Origin of the sequence: Streptomyces turgidiscabies Car8, from assembly GCF_000331005.1 — a bacterium.
GTDB classification, from domain to species: domain Bacteria; phylum Actinomycetota; class Actinomycetes; order Streptomycetales; family Streptomycetaceae; genus Streptomyces; species Streptomyces turgidiscabies.
In genome coordinates this window covers 554461-578964 of sequence record NZ_AEJB01000361.1, presented here as the reverse complement: position 1 = coordinate 578964, position 24504 = coordinate 554461, and the positions used below count along the sequence as shown (strand labels likewise).

The following is a 24504-nucleotide window of genomic DNA, read 5'->3' as shown; positions in this document are numbered from 1 at the left end:
GTCTTGCGAGGCAAGGTGGGGAACAGGGGCGGGTACGGGAGCGGCTCGCTCAGTGCCACGAACCGCGCGAACGACAAACCTGAAGGCGCGGAGGGCGGGGCCGGCTTCGAGCGGCCGCGGCCGGCAGCACTGAGTTCATCGAGCCACAGCCTTCGCTCGAAGGTCGTTCAGATCGACGGCGGTGCAGCCCTGGAGCGACAGCACTTGACGGCTCGCCAGCAGCCAGGGGAGTGCGGGGTCTTCGTAGGAGACGTTGACGAGGTCCTTGCCAGGGACCATGAGCAGTGTCCGCGGGTTGTAGAGGATGCCGGCGACACCCCAGGCCAGCGGCCGTTCGACCCAGGCGGCCACGTGTTCGCGCAGGTGCGGGCAGTGCTTGACCGCGATGAGCGCACACGGTGGGCAGACTGGGGCAGCGGTGGTCAGCTCCCCCTCAGCCACCGGCTGACCGACTTGCTTGAGAACGAAGAGTTGCCGCTCCGGATCCTGCTCCAGGGTGTCGGCGCCGCAGACTTGGCACAGCATCCGGCTCACCGCACGCCGTTGGCGAAGCACGTGGACCTTCGGGAACAGCGCTCGGCCCGATCCGGGGGCGATGGACTGCCTGACCCACAGCACCCCGTCCGCGTCGCGGTCGTAAGGCATCTCGTCCGCGAAGCCGATACCTCGCCCGCTCGGGTGACGTACCACGGCGGGAGTCCGGTGATTTTCCCCGCTCCACGCGGCGATGTACGGCACCGGAAGACCCCCTTGTTCGTGCTGGGTCCTGTTCATGCTGCGGCGCTCGTCAACCGGTGCGGAGCGACGATCTTGCCGTTGGGAAGGATCTCGCCGGTGTCTTCGAAGAGGAGGACACCGTTGCACAACCGGCTCCAGCCCTGTTCCGGGTGGGCCGCGACCACGACGGCGGCCTCGCGGTCCGCGGCCTCGGCGGAGGGACAGGTGGGCTTGTGCTGGCACATGGTGAGTCCTCGGAAGAATCGGCATTGGGGGAGGAGCGATTGACTATCCGGCAGAGGGACCGGCTGCCGTGGGGGAGCACTCACCACGGCAGCCGGGAGGCAGCAGCACTACGGCCCTGCGCCTCGCTCCGGTCTTCCGGAGGCTGCGGTGACGAGGTGGCACCGGGTGCCTTCGGGATAGGACTCGGAGCCCGAGGGCGGGCGCTGGCGTACGGCGTTCACGGGGGTGTACTGCCGTGCGGCGGCGCGCGCCCCGCTCGTGGGGTGGTCGACTGCGGACTGCGCTATGAGGTGTTGTGCGGTTTCGGCCAGCAGGATCAGGTGCACCCGCGAGCCCATGTAGTCGGTCGGGGCGGCGCTGGCGAGGAGCGCGAGCCGACGCGGCCCGCCCGCTGCCAGCGCCAGCGCCGGCAGATGCTCACGGAATACGGCCACTATCTGGTCGACCTCGCCCTGGCAACGGGGAAGAGGTTGGGAGGGATCTCCCAGCACCTGGTCGATCAGGGGTACAACGATGTCGCCGCCGCTACGTAGGGGCCGCCCGAGGCGAAACAGCCGAGACGCAGGCCGTCGGCCGTTCGAGCTGGCTGCGCGAACGTCGCCACCGAACAGGGCGCCGAGAATCGGCGGGACGAGAGTGATCACGACAACCTCCCCGTGGGCCAAGCACCAAGGCGACCGTTGCGGGAGGGGACCGCCAGGTAGTCGGCGTGCTTCCCCGTCACGCCGAAGTGGCGCAGCAGCGTCCTCAATGCGCCGAGTGGGATGGGGTACTCGGCGCGCTCCCACCGGCTGACCGCCGAGACCGACGCCCCCGCTACGCGGGCCGCGTCCTGCAGCGTGGTGCCCTTCGCCTCACGCAGACCGCGCAGGTACACGCCCAACACGATCCCGGCAGGTGCCTGGGGCACTTCGGTGGGCGGCGAGAGGAGGTCAAACATGATCGTCCTTGCGTGGTGTGGCCGAGCGGTTCAGGACTGGTCGCGTGGCACAGATGACCGGGTGTCGGTAGGCCCCGGCCGGGGCTGCCGGCTCGTTCTCTGTCCTCGGACGACGAGGACGGCCATGGCTCCGACGATCAGACTGATGATGATCAGTCCGGTGCTGGTCACCGCAGCCTCGGCGTGGATCCGGCGTAGGCGATCGTGACCAGCACGAGGGCGAAGGTGAGCGCGCGCAGGCATTGGCAGTTGGGGCACCAGGCCCGTCGGCGTGGCCGCCAAGGACTAGGCACGGCAGACTTCCCGGCGCTGCGGGACGGGCGTTCCGCGCGGCGCCCGCATGCGGTCCCTGGTACGGCTGAGCGCCTCGTGCAGCGCAGCCGCCGGGGTGGTGGACACAGCTACCGGCTCCGGCCGGGTCACCCACAGGCCCGTGCAGCCGCGGCCGCCGTACCCGTCGCAGACCCACCGCCCGGTCCTGGTACCGGGCACGCAGTCGGAGTGGGCGGCCCCCCACCGGTGGAATGTGCCGGCCTCCACCGGCACCAGAAGGCTTTGGTGGCCGAGGCAGTACTTCAGCGGGCCAACCCCCGTGCCGTCGGCCACGAGGGCGTCGATTGCGGGCAGCCCCAGAGCCATTCCCACACGCACAGTGTCGTGGGCTCGCGGGAGCGCACCCGGCGGCGGTTCACCGATCGCGACATGCCACAGGTGGTGACTCCGTAAGTTCATGTGAACTGCTCTCCAGACGAGAAGACCGCTCGGGTGAATCGTGAGAGGGGGTTCTGGTGCCGTGCCGTAGCGGGGGAGGCCGGCGCGGCACCAGAACAGGGACAGGTCCCACGACTGTCAGGCGTGCGCGGAACCGATCTGGACGGCCCGGGAAGGAGCTGACCGCCCAGACAGCGGCCCGTGATCCGATGGCTCCGGGACCGCGGTCGCTGGCGTCACTCCACGGTGACGGAACCGGCGGGACAGCGGTACGCCAAACCGCGGCCACTTGTGGGCCACTTCACCCGCGGCACGAGCACAGACTGAGGGTGTTTTGGTCTGCTTTATCCATCGTCATGGGTGCGGCGCAGCGACGGGCGGCGGGCGAAGTGACACAGAAGTGGCCGCGGTTTGGCGTACCGATGCCTGCCGTGTTCCGTCACGGTGGAGGTGGGTCGATTCCGGCCGCGCCGCAGGGCGTCTCGATCACGAGGAGACGAGGTTGCCTCCGACTACCGCCGAGCTGGTCCATGACCAGAGCCTCGGAAATCTGCTAGACCACTGCGATGTCGAGCTTGCAGGACTTCTGGCCCCGCAACGCACCGCACGCGTTGCGCTCACCAGCTTCCTGGACGATGTCGACGAGGGACAGCTCGATGACGCCAAGCTGGTCGCAAGTGAACTCATTGCCAACGCCGTCAAGCACGGCCGCGGCGCGGTCCTCATAAGGATCGAGGTCTACGAACTTGGCACGGCGCTGGGCGTCGTCGACCTGGGTCATGACACCGGCGTCCTCCCCTCACACCCGCGCAACTCGTCCGTGGAGCCGGACACCGCGGCCACATGCGGACGCGGATTGTTCATCGTCCAGAACCTCGCCAACACCTGGTCGGTCGAGGAAACCGCGAACGGAAAGATCGTCATCGCTGTGCTGACGCGGGAAGGATCTCGCTGATGACCGACTTGGACACCATGAGTCGTCATCTGGGACAGGGCCTCTTAGCTCATCCCCTGGGCGTCAACCTCGGCGCCGTCGGACTGGCGGGGAGCCCCACCCGCGGCGAGGACGATGGTCCCTTCCTCGACGGCCTGCGCCGCGCCGTGGAGCTCGGCGCCAACCTCTTCGACGCAGCGGACTCCTACGGAGCCGGGCGGGCCGAACGAATGCTGGGGCGCCTGCTGAGGGAGTATCCGGATCAGACTTTCCTGATCAGCAGCAAGGTCGGGAAGATCCGAGGCTCCGCGCCGCACGCCTACGCCGACCGGCACATCCACCACCAGCTGCAGCAGACACTGGAGAACCTCTACGCCGAGGAGCTGGACCTCTACACCCTGGACTCGTGGGACTTCGGCCCTCAAGACCGCTACCTGGGCACCGCAATCGATCAGATGCACACCCTGCGGGAAGTCGGCGCCATCAAGGCCATCGGAATGCGGGGGCCATACACGCCTGCCGAAGCGACTCCCGCCGAACGCGCCGCCTGCGCCGAGCGATTCCTCCACCTCTTCCGGCTCATCAGACCGAACGTCATCTGGACTCGATGCAACGCCCTGACGCCGACCATCACGCTGGAAGGCGAAGACCTCTTCGCCTTCACGGCACGCCACGGGGTCGGCGTGATCCTCGCGGCGCCGAAGGCCCTGGGTCTCCGGAACGCTCTCGCTCCGGCCGGCGCCGAGAAGGCACCCTGTGGGCTTGAGTCGCTGTACGCCAGATTCGGTGACACTCCGGGAACGCTAACCCGGCTCGCGTTGCTGTCTGGCGTTCAGCGCGCCGGCCACTGTGCCACGGTCGTCGGCTTCACCAGTGAGGCTCAGCTCGAAGAGAGCTTCGGGTCTCTTTCCGGACCCGTCCTCACGGCCGTCGAGCTGCGGCTGCTCGACGACGCGTACGCCCGAGTCCGCGCGCAGATGCACCCGAAGCCGAAGGAGAGGCTGGCGGCCGGCACCGGCCTGTGATGGGCCAGCGCTGCCGGGCCGTTGCCGTCCATTGTGCGATCACCTTCTAGGCGAGCGTAGTCCGCGAGGTTGCGGAGGAGGGCAGGGGAACCGAGCGGATGGTCCTCCAGCGGTAGGTTCTGTCCTGGCGCCGCAGTTCCACGAGATCCACGGTCGTGAAGTGCAGCGGCACCGGCGGGAGAGACCGCAGAGGTTCGACGGCGTCGATGACCGCGGGCGCGGATCGCTCCTGGTTGCTGTAGGCGATACCCAGATGCGGGCGGAACGCCGTCGTCGGAGCGCCGCCGGGGACGCCGGCCTGCTTTCCCACAGCGTGAAGGGCGGCGTGGAGGCGGACCAGCGGTTTCCAGGGCGTGAGGCTGAAACGGACGGCGCCCCGTGAGCCGGCCAGAGGGTGAGCGAGGCCGTGGAAAGCGCTGACGGGCAGCTCCTGCGTCAAGTCGAGCAGGTGCTCCACCTGCGCGGTCGATACCTGGTCGACTGCGCCCACGCGCAGCAGGGTCACGTGCAGACCGTCGGCGGGGACAGGATCCATGCCCAGGTGCTGCAGAGCCCGTTGGCAGTGTTCCGTCCGCTGCAGCAACTGGCCGGGGTCCGGGAACGTGTGCATCCAGTAGTACTTGCGCTGCCGATCCGACCACCCGGGCCGGTCCCAGTGATCGGCCATGCGCTCGACCCGCTGGAACGCCCGCCAGTCGTGCTCGACGATCACTTCGGGATCGTCGAGGCTGGCAGGCGGCGCGCTGGGAAAGGCGCTGGGATCGGTGTCCAGCTCGGGCGACACGTAGCTCCTCGGAGGGTCAGGGTGCGATCTGCGACGCCCAGCCGACGGCGATCAGACCGACCTGCGGTTGTGACTGCCAAGTCCGCAGTTCCTCGGCATAGTCCCCTACCTCAGCTTCGTCGTGCCACCGCTCGGCGTTCTGGTAGAGCTCGACCGCCCTCTCCCAGACGGATTTGATTGGCCGACCGGTGCCTGATCTCAAGGCGCGGCGGCCCCGCGCCATGGCGTGCTCGATCTCGGGCGAGCCCTGCTTCAGCAGCGCGGATGCCACATCCAGTCCGACCAGGGCACGGCTCCACTCTGACTGTGAATGCTCGATCAGCTCTTCGATCTGGTCGGCGTGGGCCAGGACCTCCGCGGTGTCCCCGAGGGACAGCCGTGTGGTGATGGCGTTGGCGAGGGAGCGCGCCATGGAGTAGGGCTCGAAGCTGATGCACGAGGTGAGGCCGTCGGGGAGTGACGTCTGGCGGTCTGAGAGTTCGAGGGCGTGCCCGATGGCTGCTTCAGCTCCTGCGCGATCGCCGATGCGCGCGAGCGCCCGGGCACGGCCGTTGACCAGCAGTCTGATGGCCTGGGGGTGGCCCGGGGCGAGGGCGATACCCGCGGAAGCGGCGTCGTCAGCGTCCGCATAACGCTTCTGGTAGTAGAGGCCGAGCGAGCGGGTGCCGTTCGCCCACATCTCCATGGCCACCTCGCCGACCTCCCGGGCCAAGGTCTCCGCTTCCGAGCAGTAGGCGTCGACCACCTCGTAGCGGGCGCCGGCGTTGACGGCCATGTATCCGAGAAGTCCCGAGGCCTGTGATGCAAGCCGGAAGAGTTCCGTCCTCGTACGGGGCGGTTGGTGGCCGGCGAGGATGCCGTGCAGCGTCTCGCGGATGATCCTGGCTTCCCCTGCCAGATGCTGGGGCCCGAGCGTTTCGTACCGGGCCACGATGCTGGCGATCGTTCCCCTCACCATGCCGAGGACGGGGTCGTCGGCGTTGGAGCTGGTCAGCCTGTGAGTCTGGCTCACGATGGTCAGAGGGTCGTCGAATCCGGGGGGATCCGCAGGCGCGACAGGGGCGGTGCTGCGGTGCCCTGAGCTCCAGGAGCTGGCGTCGATGGGTTCGAAGAGCCGCTCGGGCGACATGTTGAACATGTGCTGAAGGACGAGGGCGGCATCACGGCGGGGGGTGCTTGAGATCGCACCCTTGCGCCCCATCCAGCGGGCGTAGGTACTGCGGGCAATGTCGGTGCGTGCGAGCCGCGGGTTGTTCTCCTTCTCGGCCGCTCGCGCCGCCGCTTTGGCGAAGCGGATGCAGAAGACCTCGTACGAGTCCCAGTGCCGTTCTTGCACCAGGAGGGCGAATCGTGTGGTGGTGTGCACCTGCCGTCCCCTTCAGGTGGGCTCCGGATGAATGCATGTGCTCCGCTGGCCAGGTCCTGGCGTACTGGCCGCGTCGGCCAGGGCGTCAGTCCGTCCGGCCGAACGTGAGCAGGGGCACGTCGTACAGGCCGGGGTCACGTGGGCGGGTTACCTCCGGGGCAGTCCACTCTTCGATGACGACCTCGGCAAGGAACTGCACTGTCCCGCCTTGCAGATGGCTGGTGCGTCCGTCGGCGGAGTCCGCCTTGAGCCCTGCCGAGATGTGGATGTGTGGGGCGACTCGCTCCTGGTCGGGGTCCCAGGCGAGCGTCCCGCTCCCGAGGACCTCCAGGGTCTCGACTTCGACCTCTTTCCACAGCGGGCGCTCTGGGTGCTCCAAGGGCTCGCAGGTCCCCACCAGCCGGGCATGACTGAAGCCGCCGATGAAGGTGAGGTGGCCCGCCCGGACGCCGGCCTCGCGACAGAAGCGGTCCAGGGACTCGTAGAAGTCCTCACCGTGCTCGAAGACGACGGCGAACGTCCGGCCGACGGTGATCTCGGTGGCGCGCATGATGATCCGATCGTGGGTCTCGGTGGGTCAGCGGTGCGCCGCGAAAGCGGCCTGGATCGTGGTCTGATCGGCGCCGGAGCGCAGCAGCGCCAGCAGAAGCAGCCGGGCCTTACGCGGCTCAAGCCGGCCGCCGTTGATCAGGCCACGGCCCAGGAGGTCGGTCTCGGAGCCCGGGCCGAAGTCGTAAGTGCCGGTAAGGACGCTCCCCGCCCCCGTCCTTGAGGTGAGGACGACCGGGAAACGGGAGGCCAAGTTGCCCAGCCGCGGAGCCCACGTCCGGGGTACGTGGCCAGCGCCGAAGGCCGCGACGACCAGGCCGTCCAGGGAGCTCGCTGCGTCGAGGAAGGCGCCCTCACTTCCGAGCGTGGCTTCGATCACCTCGACGGAGGCGGGGCGGATCAGGGGCAGCTCGACGCGCGGCTGTCGCGGCAGGGCGAACTGGAACCGCGGCCGGCCTTCGATCAGGAATCCGACCGGGCCAGCCCCGGGCGAGGAGAAGGCCGACGGGCTGGTGCTGTGAATCTTCTGGACGTGGCGGGCGGCGTGCAGTTCGTCGGCGAAGGCGACGAGGACACCCATCTCGCGCGCTTGGGGGCTGACGGCGGTGCGCACCGCGGCGAGGACGTTGGCCGGACCGTCGGCCCCGGCCATCTGCGCGTGGCGCATGGCGCCGGTAACCACGACGGGCGCCGCCCCCTCGTACAGCAGGTCGAGAAGGTAGGCAACCTCCTCCAGGGTGTCGGTCCCTTGGGTGATCACAAATCCGGTCGTCCCTTCCGCGGCCTGCTTGTTGAGCAGCTCGGCGACAGCGGCGATGTCGTCGATCTCCAGCCACGCTCCGGGGATCTTTCGGAAGTCCCGCAGCTCCAGCTCGGCCTCCTCGGCGAGCTCCGGAACCGCGGCGACGAGGTCCTCGGCGGTCAACCGGGGCGCTACGCCGCCGTGTCCTGCTCCCGGGGCCGCCATCGCGATAGTGCCGCCAAGGGAGAGAACCAGAGCGGAGGGGAGCTGGGCCCGAGGGCTGGGGTCCATGAGGGCTACCTTTCGAAGAAGCGGATCAAGGAGTGCGGAAGCAGCGTCGGACTTCTCAGCGGTCCGGGGCAAGAGAGGCGAGGAAGGCGAACACCTCGTCGAGGGATTCCGCGGTCAGGTGCCGGCTGCGCGGGCGGACGATGCTCGCCGTGCCGCATTCGCGCATCTCACGGGACCGCTCGACCAGCCACACCCAGTCGATGTCCAGGTATCCGGCCATGGAGCGGAGCCGGACTTCCGGGTCGGGGCCCTGCATCACGCTGTGCTCCCGCGCTTCGCCGAGGGCCTCGCTGTACTCCCGCAGGGCTGGCCGCCGTGTGACGGTGTCGACAGCCCAGATCTCCTCGTCTGTCCGCGCCCAGTTGGCCACCACGGCTCGCTGCCCCGGGACCAAGGCGAAGCCGTCGACGTGGGAGTACTCAGGCTTGGACAGCACATCCACACGAACCCCGTGCAGTTCCATTAGCGCGATGGCCAGCAGCAGAAGGATCCGCTCGTACCTGCCGCTGCGGCTCACCTCGGTCTCGGGAATGCAGAAGGCGCGGGAGAGCGGGGCGGAGCCGGCATAGCGCGCCGAGATGGTCTGGAGGTAGTCAGTCTTGTGCCTGAGCCACAGCCACGCGGCGGCTTGCTCGCCCGTCTGCTCACGGGTCCAGAACGCCGGGGGTTCCGTCAGGCCCTCCAGCCGCCGCATGATGTGGCGGGCACAGTAGGTGGATCCGAGCCATTGGGCACCTGCCTTCGTGAGGTCAGGAACGGTCCTGCGACTGGGAGCCGATCGCGGGAGATCGAGGTACGTCTCCAGTACCTTCTGCTCCTGCTCAAGAGCGAAGTCGTCGGCCAGGAGTCCGTCGTCCAACTGCACGAGGGACCACACCAAGCCGTACGTGAGGTCATCCAGTAAGTGACCTTTCGGCAGGGCTAACGCGCCTTGCCCGGCCGATGCCGCTCTGTCACGGCGGGCGATCGCGGCGTCGACGACGAAGAGCTGCGGCGACTCCCGGTCGTCAACGCCGATGAGGAAGCCGCGACGGGCTGGTCGGAGGAATTCGTACAAGGCTCCCGCGTCGCCAGCGTCGAGGTGGGCGAGGCAACCTTCACCAGTGGCGGCGCGGAAGGCGACAGCCGCTGTCGTGCCGTCCAGTGTCTGCCGACCGGCCAGTTCCCACCCGCCGACCGTTTCACCGGGCGCCATGAAGAACCGGCTCGTGGGCCACTGCTCTGCGACGAACACGGAGGCGCGCAGAGCCTCGCCCTCGGGCACGGAAGCGCTTGATGGGATGAGAGCCGGTGCTGGGCTGAACAGATCGGCTGCCGGGACCTTGAAGAGATGTTCGAGGATCAGAGCGGTGTCGGGCCAGGGCCGTCCATACCAGTCGCCCTTTGCCCACCGGTGGAAACTCTTCCGCGACACCGTGACACTGGCCAGCCTCGGTTTGCCCAGCTCCCCCGCCAGATCACGGGCTGCGCGCTCGAACTGAAGACAGAACGCGCTCCACTGGTCCCACCGGCGCTCCACGAGCATGACGTGGAACAAGCTGGGGTGGGGCATCAACACGGCCCTCCTCGAACAGCTACGGAGCGCGGCTCTCACGGTGGAGCGGACACATCCCACACGGCGCGACACCAACAACACAGATCGTGACCTCGGTCAGGATGCTCCTCCATCTGTGTCCTGCGCAACACAACCTAGAAATTTTCTTCATAGAATTGGTTGTCGCAAGCCGGACCGACCGCCACACTGGCCACCATGGCGGATGCGAACGAGGCCCCCTGGTCACTCACGCACAGCGAAGTGGGCAGTCGGCTGGAGGAGTTGAGAGAGCGCCGCGACCTGACGCAGGGCGCGACCGTCGAACTCCTCATGCGAGAACGCAGCATCAGGACCAACGTCTCCACGTTGAGCAAGATCGAGAACGGCAGGCAGAAGACACTGCCGAGCGACCTCGTAGAGGGCCTGCTCGACCTGTACGGGGCCGAACCCGAGACGCGACGGTATGTGCTCGGCTTGCTGAGCGTGGACACGACTCCAGCCGGTCGCCGACGTCGGCCGGCGCTTTGGCGACGCCACGCAGCGTTACTCGGACCGATGAAGTTCGAGGGGTACCTCCAACTGGAGCGGCGCGCGTCGCGGATCCGGAACTATCAACCGCACCTGACGCCGGGTCTTGTCCAAACTGATCTCTACGCACGACATGCCATCGCGAGCATGCGCCCCGAACTCAGTGCAGCGGATGTCCGCGGTCTCGTCGACGTCCGTATGGATCGGCAACAGCAGGTCTTCGGCGGGAGTCCGCTTCGCGAGTTCCAGGCATTGCTCGAACAGGGGGCGTTGCGTCGCAAGGTGGGCGACGAAGAGGTCCGGCACGGGCAGCTCGAGCGCCTCCTGCGTGTGTCGCAGGAGGAGAAGATTGAAATCCGCGTGCTGCCGGACAGTATCGGGAGCCACCCAGGCCTTGCTGGGCCGTTCGTTCTAATGGGGTTCGACGAGGCGTCCAGGGACGTTGTCTGGTGCGAGCTCGCGAAGAGGTCGGTCTACTTCGACCAACCCGATGACGTGGCCTACTACGACGAGGTATTCACCGATCTATGGAAGCGGGCTCTGAGCCCTGCTGACACGCGCGTCCTCATCGAGGAAATGATCAAGGAGAAGTAGTGAGCAAGAGCAAGCCCGCCCCCTCCGAGTTCGACCTGTCGGCCGTGGAGTGGGTGGTGTCCTCGCACAGCGGTGGCGGGGGCGACTGCGTCAGGGTCGGCACGCAGGACGGGTTCGTCCTGGTGGGCGATTCGAAGAACCCGGATCGCCTCCCGCACGTCTACACCCCCGGCGAGGCCAAGGCCTGGCTGCTGGGGGCGAAGGACGGTGAGTTCGACTTCCTGCTCGGCTTGTAGACCCCAACTTCCAGGCGATCACGCTACAAATCGGACGCTGAGAAGGTCGACGCAGAACTGTGGCGACAGCGGCGGGCTCGTTCCGGTCGGGCGACCCGCCGCTTTGGTGTGTTCGATAGCGATAGGGGTCGTCTTGTTGGTCGGGCCGCCCCCCCAGGCCCCGGCGCCGACGGTCCTGAGGGAGAAAGGCCGTTCATGCTGCACGGCAGGACTGACTAACGGGAGCCCATGCGCGGCGAAATTTCAGGACTCGCGCAGTCTAGATAATGGCTGGCGCCTCGGCTGGCCGGCGAAGCGAATTCGTGAAGAGCCGCCGGGCCTCGGCAGCATTTGATCGCGCAGCCCCTGATAGGGCATTTCGCAGACTCCTGGAAATCACGGCTGAAGATTCGCTGGTGATGAGCCATCCGGCGAGAGAGGGTACTCGCTCGGCCTTCCGCTCTAGAGCGTACGTAGTGTGGCCGCCGAGGGTCGCCACACTACGGATGAGTCGAAAGTTCTGCTGCTGGTAGTACGCGGCGAGGGCTGCAGAGCTGCAGTCGCGGCGGACGTGGCTGATGCCTGCACGGGCTGCGTGGTCGACGGCCCAATCGGCAATGAGTGTGCCGAGTTTGCGGTGCCGTACAGCGGGGTCGGTGACGGTGCCGTTCAGATAGTAGGCAGTCTCGGCCGCTTCGTCGGCGGTCCAGGTCCAGGGTGCCGCGGTTCGGAGGACCGTAGTGCAGCCCAGGATCCGGTCATCTTCGGTGAGGACCCACATCTCGCTCGGGTGCCTGGTGCAGTTGCCGGCCAGCTCGTGGACGTGTTTTCCCCAGCTGCGCCAGCTCGGGAGCTGCTTGTCCTTCATCCAGTCGGAGCGGGCCTGGATCATCAGGGCGAGGCGGGATTGGTCTTCCGGCGTAGCCGGGCGCATTGCGAGCATGCGGTCCGCTCCTGTGTGTGCTCGTCCACGAGCGGGTCAACAAGTTGATGTGCTGGGCGGAACCTTAGAGGCCTACTTCCTGGTAGCTACAACTTTCCCGCCGGAGAACTTCGAAACCCTTGATGAACCATGCCGGTACGTGGAGGGATGCCCGAAAAGCGCGCTCAACCGGTAGGTCAACCGAATCGGGAGCAGGCCGAGCCACCGGGGTGTGGCTCGGCCCGGAGGCATCAGTGTCAGGTCAGGGTCACTCCGCGGCCGCCGAAGAAGGCGGCGAACGTAGCAACGGGCAGGCTCGCAGTGCGGGCCTGGTGGGTGTGGCCGGACGGGTTACGGAAGTGGACGGTGTCGCCCTGCCGGCCGGTGACGAGCACGAGGTGGCCGCCCTTGCCGGGGGCAGGGTTCTCGGGGCGGCGGATTTCCTTGTGCACCGAGGCCATGACCAGCCGCCCGCCGTCGAGCAGGGCGAGGAGGTCGGGCATGGTCAGAGTGCGGTGCACCTCAGCGTCCAGCGGGTGTACGTCGAGGACGTACTGGACGAACGGGGCGTAGATCAGGCCGCGGATCGCGCCGGTGTCCGCATCCTCGGTGTACGCCCCGTACTTCCGGGCGCCGTCGAGGAGCTCGAACATGGTGGGCGCGTTGCCGGTACGGGCGAGGAGCGCCATGCGCAGGCAGGCGATGCCGCACAGGTGGCCGGACCACCGGCCGTAGGTCTCGAGGTCGGGGGCGCCCGACTCGGCCCAGCGGGGATCGTCGTCGTGAGCGCGGCCCTCGTAGGCGAAGGCGGCGATCAGATCCGGGCTGGCGTACTGCGTGACGGTGTCGAACTGGTGGTCAGACACGTAAGGGTTCCTTCCGGTGCGTGGCCTGGCTGATCAGCCGGTGGAAGGTGGGCAGGTCCACGCCGCCGCCAGAGATCACCACCCCGATCATTCCCGACTCGTGAGGGACGTGGCTGGCGAGGACAGCGGCCAGGGCGCAAGCTCCACTCGGTTCGGCTACGACCTTCAGGTGCCGGAAAGCGAAGGCCATGGCGGTGGTGATGTCCAGGTCGGTCACCGTCACGACGGCGTCGAGCAGCCGGGAGTTCACGGCCCACGTCATCGGTGAGGGGCTGGTGTGCCCCAGGCCATCGGCGATGGTTGCGGGGACCTCGGGCAGGGCGATGCGCTGACCGCAGCGCATCGACAACAGGGTGTCGGCGCCTTCCTCCGGTTCCACGCCGATGACCTTGATACCGGGGTAGAGGTGCTTGGCGATCGTGGCGGTCCCGGCGGCGAGGCCGCCGCCGCCGACCGGCACGACGAGGGTCTCGATCTCGGGGTGGTCGGTGAGCAGTTCCAGGGCGGCGGTCCCGGCGCCGGCCATGATGTGCCGGGAGTTCGCCGAGGGGACGACGGCCAGTCCGTCACGGGCGGCGATCTCGGCCACGAGGGCGTCCCGGTTCTCGGAGTCCCGGTGGTAGGTGACGACCCTGCCGCCCAGCGCGCGGATGCCCTCGACCTTCGGGGCCGGGGCGTCAGCGGGGATAACGACGGTGGCCGGCACTTCGAGGAGTCTGCCAGCGAGCGCGAGAGCCTGAGCGTGGTTTCCGGAGGAGGCGCCGACCAGGCCGCGGGCGCGTTCCTTGGCGGGGAGGGAGGAGGCGTGGTGGTAGGCGCCGCGGAACTTGAAGGATCCGGTGCGCTGGAGGCTTTCGGCCTTGCACACGACCGGCCAGCCGGCAGCCTGGTCGAGGGAGAGCGCGGAGAGGGCCGGGGTGCGGGCGGCGACCGGCTCGAGGTTGGCGGCGGCGTCCTGGACGTCGCGGGCGGTCAGCTCGGTCACGGCCGGTACCCCCCGCTGGTCGTGGCGGTGGCGAGGATCAGGTGGATGAGCTGGTCGTAGTCGATGTTCGCCGCAGCCGCCATGGTGGCGAGGTTCCCGGTGTGCGAGAGGCCGGGCAGGGTGTTGATCTCCAGCCAGAACGGGCGGTCGTCCGGGGAGACGATGAAGTCGGATCGGGAGTAGCCCGAGCAGCCCAGGGCGTCGTGCGCGGTGAGCGAGGCGGTAGTGATCGCTTCGAGGGCGGAGTCGGGGAGGTCGGCCGGGCACTCATAGCGGTACTTGGTCTTGTCCCGCTTGGTGGCGTAGTCGTAGAAGTCGGCGTCGGAGGGGATCGTCGACAACGGCGGCAGGGCGACGGGCAAGCCGTCGATCTCCAGGACCCCGCAGCTCACCGGGGTGCCGGTGGTGAACGGCTCGGCGAACCAGCCGTCGGCCGGGTCGATCGTGCGCAGGGCGACGGTGAGCTGGTCGGTGTCGCGGCAGACCGTCATCCCGATCGAGCCGCCTTCGGACAGCGGCTTGAGGATCAGCGGGAACGAGATCATGCCGGTGATGGCCTGCGTGCTCACGTCACCGTCGCGAGCCGGGAGGGTGACGCTGGGCAGGACTGCCACCCCGGCGGCCGCAGCGAGGGTCTTGGCGCGGACCTTGTGCATTCCGACGGCGGAGGCCGCCACACCGGAGCCGGTGTAGGGGATGTTCAGGCATTCCAGTAACCCCTGGAGCTTGCCGTCCTCGGCGTACTGCCCGGCGATGGCCAGGAAGGCCACATCCGCGCCCCGGATCTGGTCAGTGAAGTCCTTGTCGGCGGAGTCGAGAAACGCCGTGGTGTAGCCCTGCCGGTCAAGGGACTCCAGGGCGGCGCGGCCGGACATCAAGGACCGCTCCCGCTCGGTGGACCTGCCGCCGGAGACGACGGCGATCCGGCCGGGCTGAAGAGACTGCATCGTCATCAGGTTGTACTCCTGTTCCTCGGGGCTGTGGCCGGTCTCAGATGCGCCGGCACTTGCAGGCGCTACGGTCGGATGGACTGAACCGGCGGGCGCTTGGCCGTGCCGGGCGAGCCCTGCTGATTCGGAGTGCGTTTCTCGTGATCCCCCTTTCGCTCGAAGCCGTCGCGTCCGCTGTCGGCGGCCGTCTGTGCGACGTGCCGGACCCGTCCGCGCTGATGACCGCGCCCGCCGTCGTCGACTCGCGCACCGTCGAGCCCGGCGGTCTGTTTGCTGCACTGCCCGGTGAGCACACCGACGGGCACGCCTTCGCGGCGAACGCGGTGAAAGCCGGGGCGGTGGCGGTCCTGGCCGCCCGTCCCGTCGGTGTCCCGGCCGTAGTAGTCGACGACGTGCTGGACGCGCTCGCCGCACTGGCCCGCACCGTGCTGGCCGAAGTGCCGGAGGCGACGGTGATCGGGCTGACCGGCTCGGCGGGCAAGACCAGCACCAAGGACCTGATCGCGCAGGTCCTCCCCGAGCTCGGGCCGACGATCGCCACGGTGAAGTCGTTCAACGGCGAGATCGGCATGCCGCTGGCGGTGACCCACCTTGGTCAGGACGTGCGCTACATCGTGCTCGAGATGGGCGCCCGCGGCATCGGCCACATCACCCACCTGACCCGCATCGCCCCGCCGTCGGTCGGCCTGGTCCTCAACGTGGGAACCGCCCACGTCGGCGAGTTCGGCGGCCGAGAGCAGATCGCGCAGGCCAAGGGCGAGCTCGTCGAGGCGCTCCCTACGGCCGGCCTGGCGATCCTCAACGCTGACGACCCGCTGGTCGCCGCCATGGCCTCCCGTACCTCCGCCCGGGTGCTGACCTTCGGTGTCGACAACGACGCCGACGTCCGGGCCCTGGCCGTCACCGTCGACGCCTCCGGCCGGGCCTCGTTCACCCTTGCGGCAGCCGGCACCAAGGCGCGAGTCGCTCTCTCCCTTCACGGCGTGCACCACGTGTCGAACGCACTGGCTGCCGCCGCCGTCGCGATCGGGCTGGGCGCCGACGTGGAGAAGACGGCGGCCGCGCTGTCCCGCGCGGTCCTGGTCGCATCCGGGCGCATGGAGGTCACCGACCGGCCCGACGGGATCCGGATCATCAACGACGCGTTCAACGCGAACCCCGAGTCGATGAAGGCAGCCTTCACCGCCCTTACGGCCATGAAGGACGACCGCCGGACCATCGCCGTCCTCGGCGAGATGAAGGAACTAGGCGCCGACGGCGGCGAGGAGCACCGGCAAGTCGGCCGTCTCGTCGCCACCGCCGGCATCGACGTGCTGATCGCAGTCGGCGGCGACGACGCGCGGGCCATGGCCGAAGCTGCCCAGCAGGACAACCCGCAGCTGAAGGTCGTGGGCGCCGACGACAGGAACCACGCCCTGACCCTGGCCCGTGATCTGATCCAGCCGGGGGACATCGTCCTGGTCAAGGGCTCTCACAGCGTCGAGCTGGAGCACACGGCCGTGCGCCTGGCCCAGCCCGACACCATGGCCGGAGACCGCTAGACGAAGGTAAGGGGCCGGTCCGCTGGCGCCAGCAGCAACGCCCCCAGACCGGCCACCTCGCCCACGCCCATCGTCAGGACCACATCACCGGGCGCGGCGAGGGCGGCGACCACATCCGCGGCCTCGGCCAGGCCGCCGACCTGGCGGACGCGAGCTCCGGCCCCCACGGCCGCTTCCTCCATCGCGCCCCGGGACGCCAGGCTGGCCGACGAGGACACGGCGTCGCGGACGGGCAGGAGCACCACCTCGTCCGCGGCCGCGAGCGCCACGCCCATCCGCGCCCCCAGGACCCGCACCCGCGTCGACCCGCACGGCTCGAACGCGACGATCACCCGGCCTCCGGCCAGCTCGCGCGCGGTGGTGATGTCCGCGGCGATCGCGGTGGGGTGGTGGGCGAAGGAGTCCACCACCCGCACGCCCCGCCGCTCGCCGACCAGCTGCATCCGGCGCCGCACACCCCGGAAGCCAGACAGTCCAGCCGCCAGCGACTCGGGCCGCTCGCCCAGGACCCGGCCCGCCGTGTACGCGGCGAGCGACGCGAGCACCGCCGGACGGCCGGGAGTGCGCACCGTCCACGACACCCGCGTGCCGTCCAGGTCGAGCACGGTGACCGCGCTGCCTTTCTGAGAAGGCTCCGCGGACAGCAGCCTGACGTCGGCGCCGGCAGTCTCGCCGAAGGTCACCACCTGCACGCCGCCGTGGCTGCGGACCCGGCTGGTCACCTTGCGGGCCCCGGCGTCGTCGGCGCACACCACCAGGGCCTTGGCGCCGACCGCGAAGTCCGTCAGCGTCCCCACCACGTCCCCGGTACCGGCGAAGGTCTCGGGGTGGTCGTCGTCGGCGTTGAGCACGACCGCGACGTCCGGCCGGTACTGCGCCACGCTCCGGTCGGACTCGTCGCCTTCCGCGATCAGGAGGCTCGAACCGGTGTGCCCGTTGACGGAGCCGACGGGCGTGGCACCGGCCACCCACGACGGGAGCAGATGCCCCACGGCGTCGGCCAGCATCATTGTGGCCGTCGACTTCCCGTGCGTCCCGGCCACGACCACCGACCGGTCCGCCTCGACCACGAGCTGCGCCAGGACGTGGGAGCGGTGCGCCACGGGCACACCTGCCGCCCGCGCCGCGACGATCTCCGGGTTGGCGGCGTCGATGACGCTGGACCACACGACCACCGACGCCCCGGCGGTGTTCGCGGCGTCGTGCCCGAAGCGCACCCGGCAGCCCGCCTCCTCCAGCGCGGCCGCAGCCTCGCCCATCCGCAGATCCGAGCCGGTGACCTGCGCGCCGCGGCCGGCGAGCAGGTGGGCCAGCGCGGACATGCCTGCCCCGCAGATCCCCACGAAGTGAGGACGGCCCAGGTCCAGCGGACTGGCGGGCGGCGGGATTTCTACGTACCTGGTTTCAACCACAGCAGTGACTCCTCGCAGTGAGGTGGTGCCTGATGTGACGCTCCTCCCGCCGACCGCGGGAGAAGAAGGGGTGCGGGTAGCAGGGCGCTGGAGAGGCCCGGTTGATTGGTCTCGCCGTTGGCATTGCCGGAAGCCCCCATGACGATGAGTCAACATGCAGACGCGCAGCGTGGACAGCTGCCACAATGTCTGCCAGTTGTAGGCCCGTTGTGAACCAGGACCAACGATCGGCCGGACATGACTCTCGGGGAGCGCATCCGCGCGGCACGCCAAGCCAGACGCCCCAGGTGCAGCCAGGCGAAGCTCGCAGACGAGCTGTCGGTGGCGCGCTGGGGGAAGGCCGGGTTTCTCGACCGGCAGCAGGTCTACCGGTGGGAGACCGAGCGACGGGTGCCCACGGAATGGCTCCCGTTCATCGAACAGGTCCTCCAGCTTGATCTATCCGGGGAGAATGAGGCGCCGTTCGCCGATACCGTGGCCTCAGTCATGTGCTTGGGAGGCAGGGACGTGTTGGACCGACGGCAGTTCCTCACAGCGTCCGCTGCCGTCGGGCTTGCCGCACTCGACCTGCCCGACGCCGAGGCAGTCACCCGCCGCGCGAACCGACCCGGCCCCGTCGCGGTGGGCATGGGCGAGGTGGCGGCCGTCCGCACCATGACCACCACCCTGGGCGACGTCGCCTCCGAACTCGGTGGCGGGCACGCCCGCCACCTGGCCGTCCGCTACCTCACCATCGACGTCAAGCGCTGGCTGGACGGCCGCTACGCCGACAAAGTCGGCCGTGAGCTGTTCGCCGCCACCAGCGAACTCGTGCACCTGATCGGCTGGATGGCCCGAGATGAGGGCAACCACGGCCTGAGCCAGCAGTACAACCTCTACAGCTACCGGCTCGCCGCCGAGGCCGGCGAGAACGAACTCGCCGCCACCGCCCTGCGCGGACTGGCGGACCAGGCCATCGACCTCGGCCACATCCCCACGGCCGTACGGCTCGCCGAGGCATGCGAACAGCGCGGCCGGAAGCTGACCAACCCCAAGGCGCTGGCGTATTACCGCAACACGTTCGCTCGCGCGGCAGCCGCCGACGGCGACCACACCACCGCCGCGAAGCTACTGACCTTCGCCCAGACCGCAATCGAGCGCGCCCCCACCCAGCCGGGCCAGTCGTGGGCCAGCCACTACAGCCACGGCCGGTGGGCCCATGAGGCCGGCATGATCCATGCGCAGATGGGTAGCCTCGCCGCCGCTGAGGAACACCTGCACCTGGCGCTCGACATCCACGGCCTCGACCGCAAACGCACCCGGGCGATCGTGCTCGCTGACCTCGGCCACGTCCAGCTCAAGCGCGGCAACATTGCCCAGGCTCTGGCGACCTGGAGCGAGTTCTTCGACTGCGCCGACGGCGTACAGTCCGTCCGCATCAACGACGGACTGACCAACATCGCCGCCCGTCTGCCCGGCCTTCCCGACAGCCCGGCCGCTGCCGAACTCGGCGAGCGCATCACCGCCCGAGGATGAGCGCATCCCTCTCCGTCACGCGCTGGCCGCCGCGCCCGGCCCGACGGATGCAGCCCCCGCACACACACGTAGGCGGGAAAGTGGGGCCCTCGGTCATGTACGCGGTGAAGGGGACGGCGGGACCGGCCCACCGAGCCGATCACGCTGTCGTCGTCACCAACGGCGCCTTCACCCGAGACGTCATGGCCTGGGGCCACCGGCACAGCGTCCACTGGGTCGACCGGGACAAGCTTCGGCGCTGGGCGGAGACCGGTACGGCGCTGCACGAGCTAATCGGGCTCCCGGCACCCGCCCGTCGCGGCCGGCTCAAGCGTGCTGCCTGACAGGCACTTCCCCATCATCGACGTTCTGGAGGTGCGGTGTTCGACGAAGACGGGTCCCTCGACCCGCTGCTGAAGTTCCTGCTGTACGCCGTCCTCGCGCTGGCGATCGGCAAGATGCTGTGGGAGTGGCTCACGGAAGACGTCAGCCGGTGGATCACCGTGGATCTGTGGGGGCTGATCGCCGATCATCCCTGGTGGACCGGCTTCATCGTCGTCGGCGCACTAGCCTCGCTCATCCTCCTCGCGAAGCTGCTCTCGTTCCTGTTCAGCGCCGACACGTACGCCTACGTCGATCAGGACGAGGACTACGCCTCCAGCCCTCCGCCGAGGGAGGCGGTAGATCCGGATGTGCTGACCTTCAAGATGAAGCAGCTGGCCGCGATGAGCGCGGCGGGCTTCGAGCAGGCGTGCGCCGATCTTCTGGCCCGTGACGGGTTCCGCAGCACACGGCGGGTGGGAGGAGCCGGCGACCTCGGGGTGGACGTCAGCGCCCGGGACCACGACGACCGGCTCCTGATCTTGCAATGCAAGCAGTACGCGGCGCCGGTCGGCTCGGGGCACGTGCAGAAATTCAACGGAACGGCCCGCCTTCATCATGGAGCCGATGTGCCGATCATGATCGGACTCAACGGCTTCACCCAGCCTGCGATCGACTTCGCCGCGCACCACGACCTCATCCTCATGGGCCGTCCCGAACTGAAGAAGTGGGCCCACGGCCAGCACCTGTACGACGTCTTGGGCATCCCGAGCACGACCCAGTGACCCCAGACCCACCCCCTTAACAGGGCGGGCAAACGGGACGTTGACGTTCTCGGAGATCCGTCCGGACGACTCCGCGGGGTACCCCGTCAGGTCTGGTCAGATCGCCACGCTGGCTACCTCTTTGTCTCACTCAGGTCACTCGGGCGGGTCGACCCGTGATTGGAGCTGCTGCCAGCAGTGGCGGACGTGCTGTTCAGCCTCTCGTATGGCAGAGGAGGCGTCGTCGGAAAGCGCGCCTGGAGATGATGGGGCCTTGTACTTGTCGGCGTGGGGTGTGCTGCGGCGACGCGGCGGGTGAGCAGCGCGAGCACCAACGACGACAGGTCGTCCGCTCGACATGTGCCGGGTCTGGCCGGCCCGCGGAGCGCTCCCGGAGAATGGAGCCATGGAACGACTGATCGACTTCTCGCGCGACCGGCTGATGCTGTGCGGCGGCTGCGACCGTCGCCTCGTCGTCGATCTGGACTGGATCGACCGATGGGAGCAGGGCGGAGAGAAGTGCCCCGGCTGCGGCCTGACGTGCGAGCACGAGGACGCGCCCCGGGTGACGGTCGATCCCGACGACCCGGCGCTCGACGACGACCGGGTTGCGACCGTCTCCTGGTACCACACGAGCACGCAGCCGGACTGGCCGACGAGGGACTTCGATCCGGCCGCCGTCCTCGCGCCCGAGACCCGCAGGATGATGGGCGGCGACGAGCCTGTGGCCGCCTGGGCCGCACGCCAGCGGGCGAAGGCGCTCCACATCGGCACGTACGAGGCCGCGGTCCACAACATGCTCAGGCGGATCCGCGACCAGGCCGACCGGGGCAACCAATTTTACCTGTACCGAATCCATCTGAATCCGTCCGTCGTGGTTCGCGAGGGCTGGCTCATCGATCCCAGCGACTTCGTCGGCGACGTCGTCCTCGACCAGGTCTGCCCTCCAGGCGTCGACGTTGCCCGCTACCTCAACTACCACGAGGACCCCGGCGGGCTCTCCCTGGCGCTGGGGCGGGAAGCGATCGCCAGCGTTCAGCAGGTCACAGTTCCGCTCCCGGATGCCTGGGACGCCGACTGGGTGAGAGAGGCCGTCGCGGCCCTCGAGACCGCTTCCGACGCCCCCGTCTCGGCGACCGGCAAGCTGGCCCGCTTCATACGGCCGGCCTCGCCGCGAGCTGTCCTGGGCCGTGAGCTCGCGGCGGCGCTGGCTGGCCGTCTGCCGGTCAACCTCCGGGATCAATTCAAGTCGACCGCAGCGTTCGCCGAGGGCGACGATCCAGCTCGGTGGGCGCGTCGGACCAGCGCCCTGCTCGACCTGATCGGGAATCCAACGCGCGTGCTGTCGGCGCTCGGCAAGGCTGAGCACCGACAGGTCTGAGGACCCAGGGGATCACGGCTGACCTCCCGGGTGAAGGTGCGGCCGGATCGGCCGCGCGGCGGGGCGGAGGGTGGCAGGCTGGGCGGAGGGAGTCCCAGCGGGTGAGGAGGAGCAGGGGTGAAGGCGGCAGGCCGCCAGAGCGGGCCGGTGGTGTATCTGCTGGTCGGGCTGACCGGGTCGGGCAAGACCACGTACACCAGGCGGCGGCTGGAGCCGTCCGGGGCGGTGCGGCTGTCCGTGGACGAGCGGGTGCACGCCCGGCACGGCCGCTACGGCGTGGACTACCCGGAGCGGGACTACTTCGCCCTGGAGACCCCGGTGGTCGCCGAGGTCCGCGAGGAGCTGGTCGAGCGGGTCGCCACCGGGCAGGACGTGGTGCTGGACCACGGACTGTGGACGCGTGCCGCCCGCGACGAGTGGAAGAAGCTCGTCGAGGAGGCCGGCGGAAGCCCGCGGCTGCTGTACTTCCTCGTTGTGGACGATCACGTAATTCCCCAGGGCTAACTTCACGTAATTCCCCAGGCGGCCGTCCGCCCTCGCAGCGGCCTCGGTGCTCAGACGGCAGTGTTGCGCCTCGGGAACCAGCGAAGGCGGCTGATCGTCTTCCCGGACATGCCTTCCGTTCTCATTCTTGGAGTCGATCCGAACACAGTGCCTGGCATGGACGGGGACGTGATCCGCGCTGCTCTCGACCAGGAACTGGCACGTTTCGGTGACTATGCCATCGATGCATCCATGACGCTGATTGCGCTGGACGAGTCAGCAGAGCCCGCGATGATCGCGGCACTGTCCGAGCGTGATTGGGACGTCGTCGTCATCGGTGGCGGGATCCGCAAGCCGGAACCTCTTCTGCCGCTCTTCGAGCAGGTCGTGAACCTGGTCCGACGGCATGCGCGGAAGGCTGCGATCGCGTTCAACACCAGCGGTGGCGACAGTGTCGAAGCAGCCAAGCGGTGGCTGTGAACCCGGGCTGGCCTGGTCAGCCGTGCCCACCCAGGAGGTAGCCCTCGGCCGTCACCCCTCCTGCTAGCACGTCAACCCCGGTGCGGGGGAGGGAGTTTGTGCCGCAGGAGGGAACGCGGACAACTGGGCGGGGCGTCAGGTGGCCGACGGCTTGTCGGTGGGTCCCTTCGGTCGTTTGTTGGGGCGGTAGCTGGGACCGTTCATGATGACTTGGTGGCTGGCGTTGATGAGTCGGTCCAGGAGCGACTCGGCGACGACCGGGTTGGGGAAGAGCGGATACCAGTCGCTGGGCGCCCGGTTGCTGGTGATGATCAAGGACCGACCTTGCCGCTCGGAGACGAGTTCGTAGAGGTCATCGGCCTGGGACGGGGACAGCTGACGCATCGCGAAGTCGTCGAGGATGAGCACGTCGGGGCGGATGAGTTCGCGCATGCGCTTGTCCCAGGTGCGGTCCGCGTGGCCGCCGGCGAGCTCGGCCAGGATGCGGCTGGTCTTGGCGAAGCGGGCGTTGGCGCCCTGGCGGACGGCCTGGTGGCCGAGGGCCTGGGCGACGTGTGTCTTCCCGACCCCGACGGGTCCGAACAGAATGACGGACTCGCCGGAGTGGAGCCAGCGCAGGGCCGCGAGATCACGGATCTGGGCGGCGGGCAGCTTCGGGGAGGCGTTGAAGTCGAAGCCCTCCAAGGTGGCCTGTTGCTCGAACTTCGCTCTGCGCAGGCGCCGTTCGAGGGCGACGGACTCACGGCGGGTGATCTCGTCCTGGCAGAGGACCTGGAGGAAGTCGAGGTGGCCGAGTTCGCCCTTCTGGGCCTGGGTGAGTCGGGCGTCGAGCGTTTCCAGCATCCCCGAAAGCCGCAGGGTTTTGAGCGAGTCACGCAGGGCGGTGGTCATCACACTCATCGTTCGGCCTCCTCGGCGTCACCGCGGTCCTGGTCGTCGTGGACGTCGCCGGGCATCTGAGTGGGGACGGCGGCGAACAGGCCCTCGGGGCCGTGCAGGAAGGCCGCGGCGCCGGCGTCGCCGGTCTCCGGTTCCGGATCGGTCTCGGTGCCGGCGACCAGGATCCCCTTGACGGTGCGGTAGGACGGGTCGCCGACCGTGATCGCCTTTCTGCATGCGGCTTCCAGCCGGGCGTCGCCGTACTTCTTGCGCAGTCCGAGTACTCCCTGGGCCGCGCGGAGCCGGTAGAGAGCGTTGACCTCCAGCAGTTGGTCGATGACCTCCCGGCAGGCATCGCCGACCTGCGAGGCTTGGCCGCGGCACCAGATCGGCGTCCGCATCTGGAAGGCGATCTTCTCGGGCGGGTAGTCGTTCTTGTCGGTGCGTTTGCCCTGCTCCAGGGCGGCGTGGGTCTTGACCAGCGTGCCCTCGTGGAAGATCTGGACCATGGTGGCGGTGGAGCGGACATCGACCCGGCGGCCAATGAGTTTCCAGGGCACCGAGTAGAGCGTGCGGCCGACCTTGACGTGAATGTCCGGCCCCACCAGGGCAGTTGACCATCTCGCCAGCACGAACGGCGTCTCGGGCAGGGGCAGGAGGGCCTCGGCCTCCACCGCCTCGAACACCGACAGCGGCTTCGCGCCGCCCAGCGGCCGGCACTGCCGCTGGCCTGCGACATTCGTCGCCCAGAGCAGGGCCTCGGCCTGCATGTGCTCCAGTGAGGTGAACGTCCGTCCGCTCCAGAACGAGTCGCGGACATAGGGCATGGGCCGCTCCACTCTGGGCTTAT

At 68.8% G+C, this 24504-nt stretch carries 27 protein-coding genes and 1 pseudogene; 11 read left to right on the top strand and 17 right to left on the bottom strand.

Annotation, left to right across the window (positions count from 1 at the left end; translation table 11 throughout):
• Positions 1 to 135: 135 nt before the first annotated feature.
• From STRTUCAR8_RS26605 to STRTUCAR8_RS26585, 5 genes are all read right to left on the bottom strand, one after another.
• Positions 136 to 774 carry a hypothetical protein gene (locus tag STRTUCAR8_RS26605; RefSeq protein ID WP_044472859.1) on the bottom strand — a complete coding sequence of 213 codons (639 nt, stop codon included), beginning with the start codon at positions 772 to 774 and terminating at the stop codon, positions 136 to 138.
• The gene (locus STRTUCAR8_RS26600) at positions 771 to 962 is read right to left on the bottom strand and encodes a DUF5999 family protein (protein ID WP_006378574.1); all 192 of its coding nucleotides are present in this window, start codon (positions 960 to 962) and stop codon (positions 771 to 773) included. The genes STRTUCAR8_RS26605 and STRTUCAR8_RS26600 overlap by 4 nt, the downstream gene beginning before the upstream one ends.
• Positions 963 to 1070: 108 nt before the next feature.
• On the bottom strand, positions 1071 to 1397 hold the full coding sequence (locus STRTUCAR8_RS52810; protein ID WP_006378644.1) for a hypothetical protein: 327 nt from the start codon (positions 1395 to 1397) through the stop codon (positions 1071 to 1073).
• A 206-nt stretch (positions 1398 to 1603) separates the two neighbouring features.
• Positions 1604 to 1903 (bottom strand): helix-turn-helix domain-containing protein, encoded by a 300-nt coding sequence (locus STRTUCAR8_RS26590; protein WP_006378966.1) that lies wholly within the window; start codon positions 1901 to 1903, stop codon positions 1604 to 1606.
• 285 nt (positions 1904 to 2188) lie between these two features.
• Positions 2189 to 2542 (bottom strand): hypothetical protein, encoded by a 354-nt coding sequence (locus STRTUCAR8_RS26585; protein WP_229878022.1) that lies wholly within the window; start codon positions 2540 to 2542, stop codon positions 2189 to 2191.
• 574 nt (positions 2543 to 3116) lie between these two features.
• On the opposite strand from STRTUCAR8_RS26585, the gene STRTUCAR8_RS26580 reads away from it, so the two are divergent.
• Together STRTUCAR8_RS26580 and STRTUCAR8_RS26575 are read left to right on the top strand one after the other, a co-directional pair.
• A complete protein-coding gene (locus STRTUCAR8_RS26580) occupies positions 3117 to 3569 on the top strand; it encodes an ATP-binding protein (RefSeq protein WP_006378691.1) in 453 nt (150 codons plus the stop codon).
• Positions 3569 to 4573, top strand: a complete 1005-nt coding sequence (locus tag STRTUCAR8_RS26575; RefSeq protein WP_006379101.1) for an aldo/keto reductase — start codon at positions 3569 to 3571, stop codon at positions 4571 to 4573. The genes STRTUCAR8_RS26580 and STRTUCAR8_RS26575 overlap by 1 nt, the downstream gene beginning before the upstream one ends.
• A gap of 46 nt (positions 4574 to 4619) precedes the next feature.
• Here the strand turns inward: STRTUCAR8_RS26575 and STRTUCAR8_RS26570 are convergent, their stop codons facing one another.
• The 5 genes from STRTUCAR8_RS26570 to STRTUCAR8_RS26550 form a co-directional block, all read right to left on the bottom strand.
• Entirely contained in the window at positions 4620 to 5357 is a 738-nt protein-coding gene (locus STRTUCAR8_RS26570) for a 2'-5' RNA ligase family protein (protein ID WP_006379247.1), read from the bottom strand.
• 16 nt (positions 5358 to 5373) lie between these two features.
• A complete protein-coding gene (locus STRTUCAR8_RS26565) occupies positions 5374 to 6723 on the bottom strand; it encodes an NsdA family TPR-like regulatory protein (protein WP_006378694.1) in 1350 nt (449 codons plus the stop codon).
• A gap of 85 nt (positions 6724 to 6808) precedes the next feature.
• Positions 6809 to 7273: a PPC domain-containing DNA-binding protein gene (locus STRTUCAR8_RS26560; protein ID WP_006378560.1), complete on the bottom strand. Its 465-nt coding sequence runs from the start codon at positions 7271 to 7273 to the stop codon at positions 6809 to 6811.
• Between the two features lie 27 nt (positions 7274 to 7300).
• Positions 7301 to 8305 carry an asparaginase gene (locus STRTUCAR8_RS26555; RefSeq protein ID WP_044472856.1) on the bottom strand — a complete coding sequence of 335 codons (1005 nt, stop codon included), beginning with the start codon at positions 8303 to 8305 and terminating at the stop codon, positions 7301 to 7303.
• Positions 8306 to 8360: 55 nt separating this feature from the next.
• Positions 8361 to 9857 carry a hypothetical protein gene (locus STRTUCAR8_RS26550; protein ID WP_044472949.1) on the bottom strand — a complete coding sequence of 499 codons (1497 nt, stop codon included), beginning with the start codon at positions 9855 to 9857 and terminating at the stop codon, positions 8361 to 8363.
• 198 nt (positions 9858 to 10055) lie between these two features.
• Between STRTUCAR8_RS26550 and STRTUCAR8_RS26545 the strand changes: the two genes are divergently transcribed.
• Positions 10056 to 10961 (top strand): helix-turn-helix domain-containing protein, encoded by a 906-nt coding sequence (locus STRTUCAR8_RS26545; RefSeq protein ID WP_006379119.1) that lies wholly within the window; start codon positions 10056 to 10058, stop codon positions 10959 to 10961.
• Positions 10961 to 11197: a DUF397 domain-containing protein gene (locus STRTUCAR8_RS26540; RefSeq protein WP_006379209.1), complete on the top strand. Its 237-nt coding sequence runs from the start codon at positions 10961 to 10963 to the stop codon at positions 11195 to 11197. Before STRTUCAR8_RS26545 ends, STRTUCAR8_RS26540 begins: the two co-directional genes overlap by 1 nt.
• Positions 11198 to 11456: 259 nt before the next feature.
• Here STRTUCAR8_RS26540 and STRTUCAR8_RS26535 read toward each other — a convergent pair whose 3' ends face one another.
• The 4 genes from STRTUCAR8_RS26535 to STRTUCAR8_RS26520 all read right to left on the bottom strand — a co-directional run bounded on the left by STRTUCAR8_RS26535 (position 11457) and on the right by STRTUCAR8_RS26520 (position 14902).
• Complete coding sequence (locus tag STRTUCAR8_RS26535; protein WP_006378892.1) at positions 11457 to 12119, bottom strand: GNAT family N-acetyltransferase; 663 nt, start codon at positions 12117 to 12119, stop codon at positions 11457 to 11459.
• A gap of 236 nt (positions 12120 to 12355) precedes the next feature.
• A complete protein-coding gene (locus STRTUCAR8_RS26530) occupies positions 12356 to 12964 on the bottom strand; it encodes a C39 family peptidase (RefSeq protein ID WP_006379056.1) in 609 nt (202 codons plus the stop codon).
• On the bottom strand, positions 12957 to 13949 hold the full coding sequence (locus tag STRTUCAR8_RS26525) for a threonine ammonia-lyase (protein ID WP_006378697.1): 993 nt from the start codon (positions 13947 to 13949) through the stop codon (positions 12957 to 12959). The genes STRTUCAR8_RS26530 and STRTUCAR8_RS26525 overlap by 8 nt, the downstream gene beginning before the upstream one ends.
• Positions 13946 to 14902: a D-alanine--D-alanine ligase family protein gene (locus STRTUCAR8_RS26520; RefSeq protein WP_006378809.1), complete on the bottom strand. Its 957-nt coding sequence runs from the start codon at positions 14900 to 14902 to the stop codon at positions 13946 to 13948. Before STRTUCAR8_RS26520 ends, STRTUCAR8_RS26525 begins: the two co-directional genes overlap by 4 nt.
• A 137-nt stretch (positions 14903 to 15039) precedes the next feature.
• Here STRTUCAR8_RS26520 and STRTUCAR8_RS26515 point away from each other — a divergent pair, with 137 nt between their 5' ends.
• Positions 15040 to 16440: a UDP-N-acetylmuramoyl-tripeptide--D-alanyl-D-alanine ligase gene (locus STRTUCAR8_RS26515; RefSeq protein WP_006379049.1), complete on the top strand. Its 1401-nt coding sequence runs from the start codon at positions 15040 to 15042 to the stop codon at positions 16438 to 16440.
• On the opposite strand, the gene STRTUCAR8_RS26510 is transcribed toward STRTUCAR8_RS26515, so the two are convergent.
• Positions 16437 to 17852 (bottom strand): UDP-N-acetylmuramate--L-alanine ligase, encoded by a 1416-nt coding sequence (locus STRTUCAR8_RS26510; RefSeq protein ID WP_158697472.1) that lies wholly within the window; start codon positions 17850 to 17852, stop codon positions 16437 to 16439. The two genes, STRTUCAR8_RS26515 and STRTUCAR8_RS26510, sit on opposite strands and share 4 nt — an antisense overlap.
• 510 nt (positions 17853 to 18362) lie before the next feature.
• On the opposite strand from STRTUCAR8_RS26510, the gene STRTUCAR8_RS26505 reads away from it, so the two are divergent.
• The 6 genes and pseudogenes from STRTUCAR8_RS26505 to STRTUCAR8_RS26480 all read left to right on the top strand — a co-directional run bounded on the left by STRTUCAR8_RS26505 (position 18363) and on the right by STRTUCAR8_RS26480 (position 22775).
• Complete coding sequence (locus STRTUCAR8_RS26505) at positions 18363 to 19367, top strand: NsdA family TPR-like regulatory protein (RefSeq protein ID WP_407705499.1); 1005 nt, start codon at positions 18363 to 18365, stop codon at positions 19365 to 19367.
• A 47-nt stretch (positions 19368 to 19414) separates the two neighbouring features.
• Positions 19415 to 19690: pseudogene (locus tag STRTUCAR8_RS26500) on the top strand (restriction endonuclease); the annotation flags it as partial.
• A gap of 36 nt (positions 19691 to 19726) precedes the next feature.
• The gene (locus STRTUCAR8_RS26495; protein WP_006378590.1) at positions 19727 to 20452 is read left to right on the top strand and encodes a restriction endonuclease; all 726 of its coding nucleotides are present in this window, start codon (positions 19727 to 19729) and stop codon (positions 20450 to 20452) included.
• Between the two features lie 385 nt (positions 20453 to 20837).
• On the top strand, positions 20838 to 21812 hold the full coding sequence (locus STRTUCAR8_RS26490; RefSeq protein WP_006378873.1) for a hypothetical protein: 975 nt from the start codon (positions 20838 to 20840) through the stop codon (positions 21810 to 21812).
• 117 nt (positions 21813 to 21929) lie between these two features.
• Complete coding sequence (locus tag STRTUCAR8_RS26485; RefSeq protein WP_006378780.1) at positions 21930 to 22316, top strand: P-loop nucleotide/nucleoside kinase family protein; 387 nt, start codon at positions 21930 to 21932, stop codon at positions 22314 to 22316.
• Between the two features lie 108 nt (positions 22317 to 22424).
• Positions 22425 to 22775: a hypothetical protein gene (locus tag STRTUCAR8_RS26480; RefSeq protein ID WP_044472854.1), complete on the top strand. Its 351-nt coding sequence runs from the start codon at positions 22425 to 22427 to the stop codon at positions 22773 to 22775.
• A 135-nt stretch (positions 22776 to 22910) separates the two neighbouring features.
• On the opposite strand, the gene istB is transcribed toward STRTUCAR8_RS26480, so the two are convergent.
• Positions 22911 to 23675, bottom strand: a complete 765-nt coding sequence (gene istB, locus STRTUCAR8_RS26475) for an IS21-like element helper ATPase IstB (RefSeq protein ID WP_006378616.1) — start codon at positions 23673 to 23675, stop codon at positions 22911 to 22913.
• Complete coding sequence (locus STRTUCAR8_RS26470) at positions 23672 to 24481, bottom strand: Mu transposase domain-containing protein (RefSeq protein WP_234372659.1); 810 nt, start codon at positions 24479 to 24481, stop codon at positions 23672 to 23674. The genes istB and STRTUCAR8_RS26470 overlap by 4 nt, the downstream gene beginning before the upstream one ends.
• Positions 24482 to 24504: the final 23 nt, after the last annotated feature.

Coding starts and splice junctions, on each gene's coding strand:
- STRTUCAR8_RS26605 (WP_044472859.1), bottom strand. CDS start 774: ATGAACAGGACCCAGCACGAACAAGGGGGTCTTCCGGTGCCGTACATC.
- STRTUCAR8_RS26600 (WP_006378574.1), bottom strand. CDS start 962: ATGTGCCAGCACAAGCCCACCTGTCCCTCCGCCGAGGCCGCGGACCGC.
- STRTUCAR8_RS26590 (WP_006378966.1), bottom strand. CDS start 1,903: ATGTTTGACCTCCTCTCGCCGCCCACCGAAGTGCCCCAGGCACCTGCC.
- STRTUCAR8_RS26585 (WP_229878022.1), bottom strand. CDS start 2,542: ATGGCTCTGGGGCTGCCCGCAATCGACGCCCTCGTGGCCGACGGCACG.
- STRTUCAR8_RS26575 (WP_006379101.1), top strand. CDS start 3,569: ATGACCGACTTGGACACCATGAGTCGTCATCTGGGACAGGGCCTCTTA.
- STRTUCAR8_RS26560 (WP_006378560.1), bottom strand. CDS start 7,273: ATGCGCGCCACCGAGATCACCGTCGGCCGGACGTTCGCCGTCGTCTTC.
- STRTUCAR8_RS26555 (WP_044472856.1), bottom strand. CDS start 8,305: ATGGACCCCAGCCCTCGGGCCCAGCTCCCCTCCGCTCTGGTTCTCTCC.
- STRTUCAR8_RS26550 (WP_044472949.1), bottom strand. CDS start 9,857: ATGCCCCACCCCAGCTTGTTCCACGTCATGCTCGTGGAGCGCCGGTGG.
- STRTUCAR8_RS26545 (WP_006379119.1), top strand. CDS start 10,056: ATGGCGGATGCGAACGAGGCCCCCTGGTCACTCACGCACAGCGAAGTG.
- STRTUCAR8_RS26535 (WP_006378892.1), bottom strand. CDS start 12,119: ATGCTCGCAATGCGCCCGGCTACGCCGGAAGACCAATCCCGCCTCGCC.
- STRTUCAR8_RS26520 (WP_006378809.1), bottom strand. CDS start 14,902: ATGACGATGCAGTCTCTTCAGCCCGGCCGGATCGCCGTCGTCTCCGGC.
- STRTUCAR8_RS26490 (WP_006378873.1), top strand. CDS start 20,838: ATGGAACGACTGATCGACTTCTCGCGCGACCGGCTGATGCTGTGCGGC.
- STRTUCAR8_RS26480 (WP_044472854.1), top strand. CDS start 22,425: ATGCCTTCCGTTCTCATTCTTGGAGTCGATCCGAACACAGTGCCTGGC.
- istB (WP_006378616.1), bottom strand. CDS start 23,675: ATGAGTGTGATGACCACCGCCCTGCGTGACTCGCTCAAAACCCTGCGG.
- STRTUCAR8_RS26470 (WP_234372659.1), bottom strand. CDS start 24,481: ATGCCCTATGTCCGCGACTCGTTCTGGAGCGGACGGACGTTCACCTCA.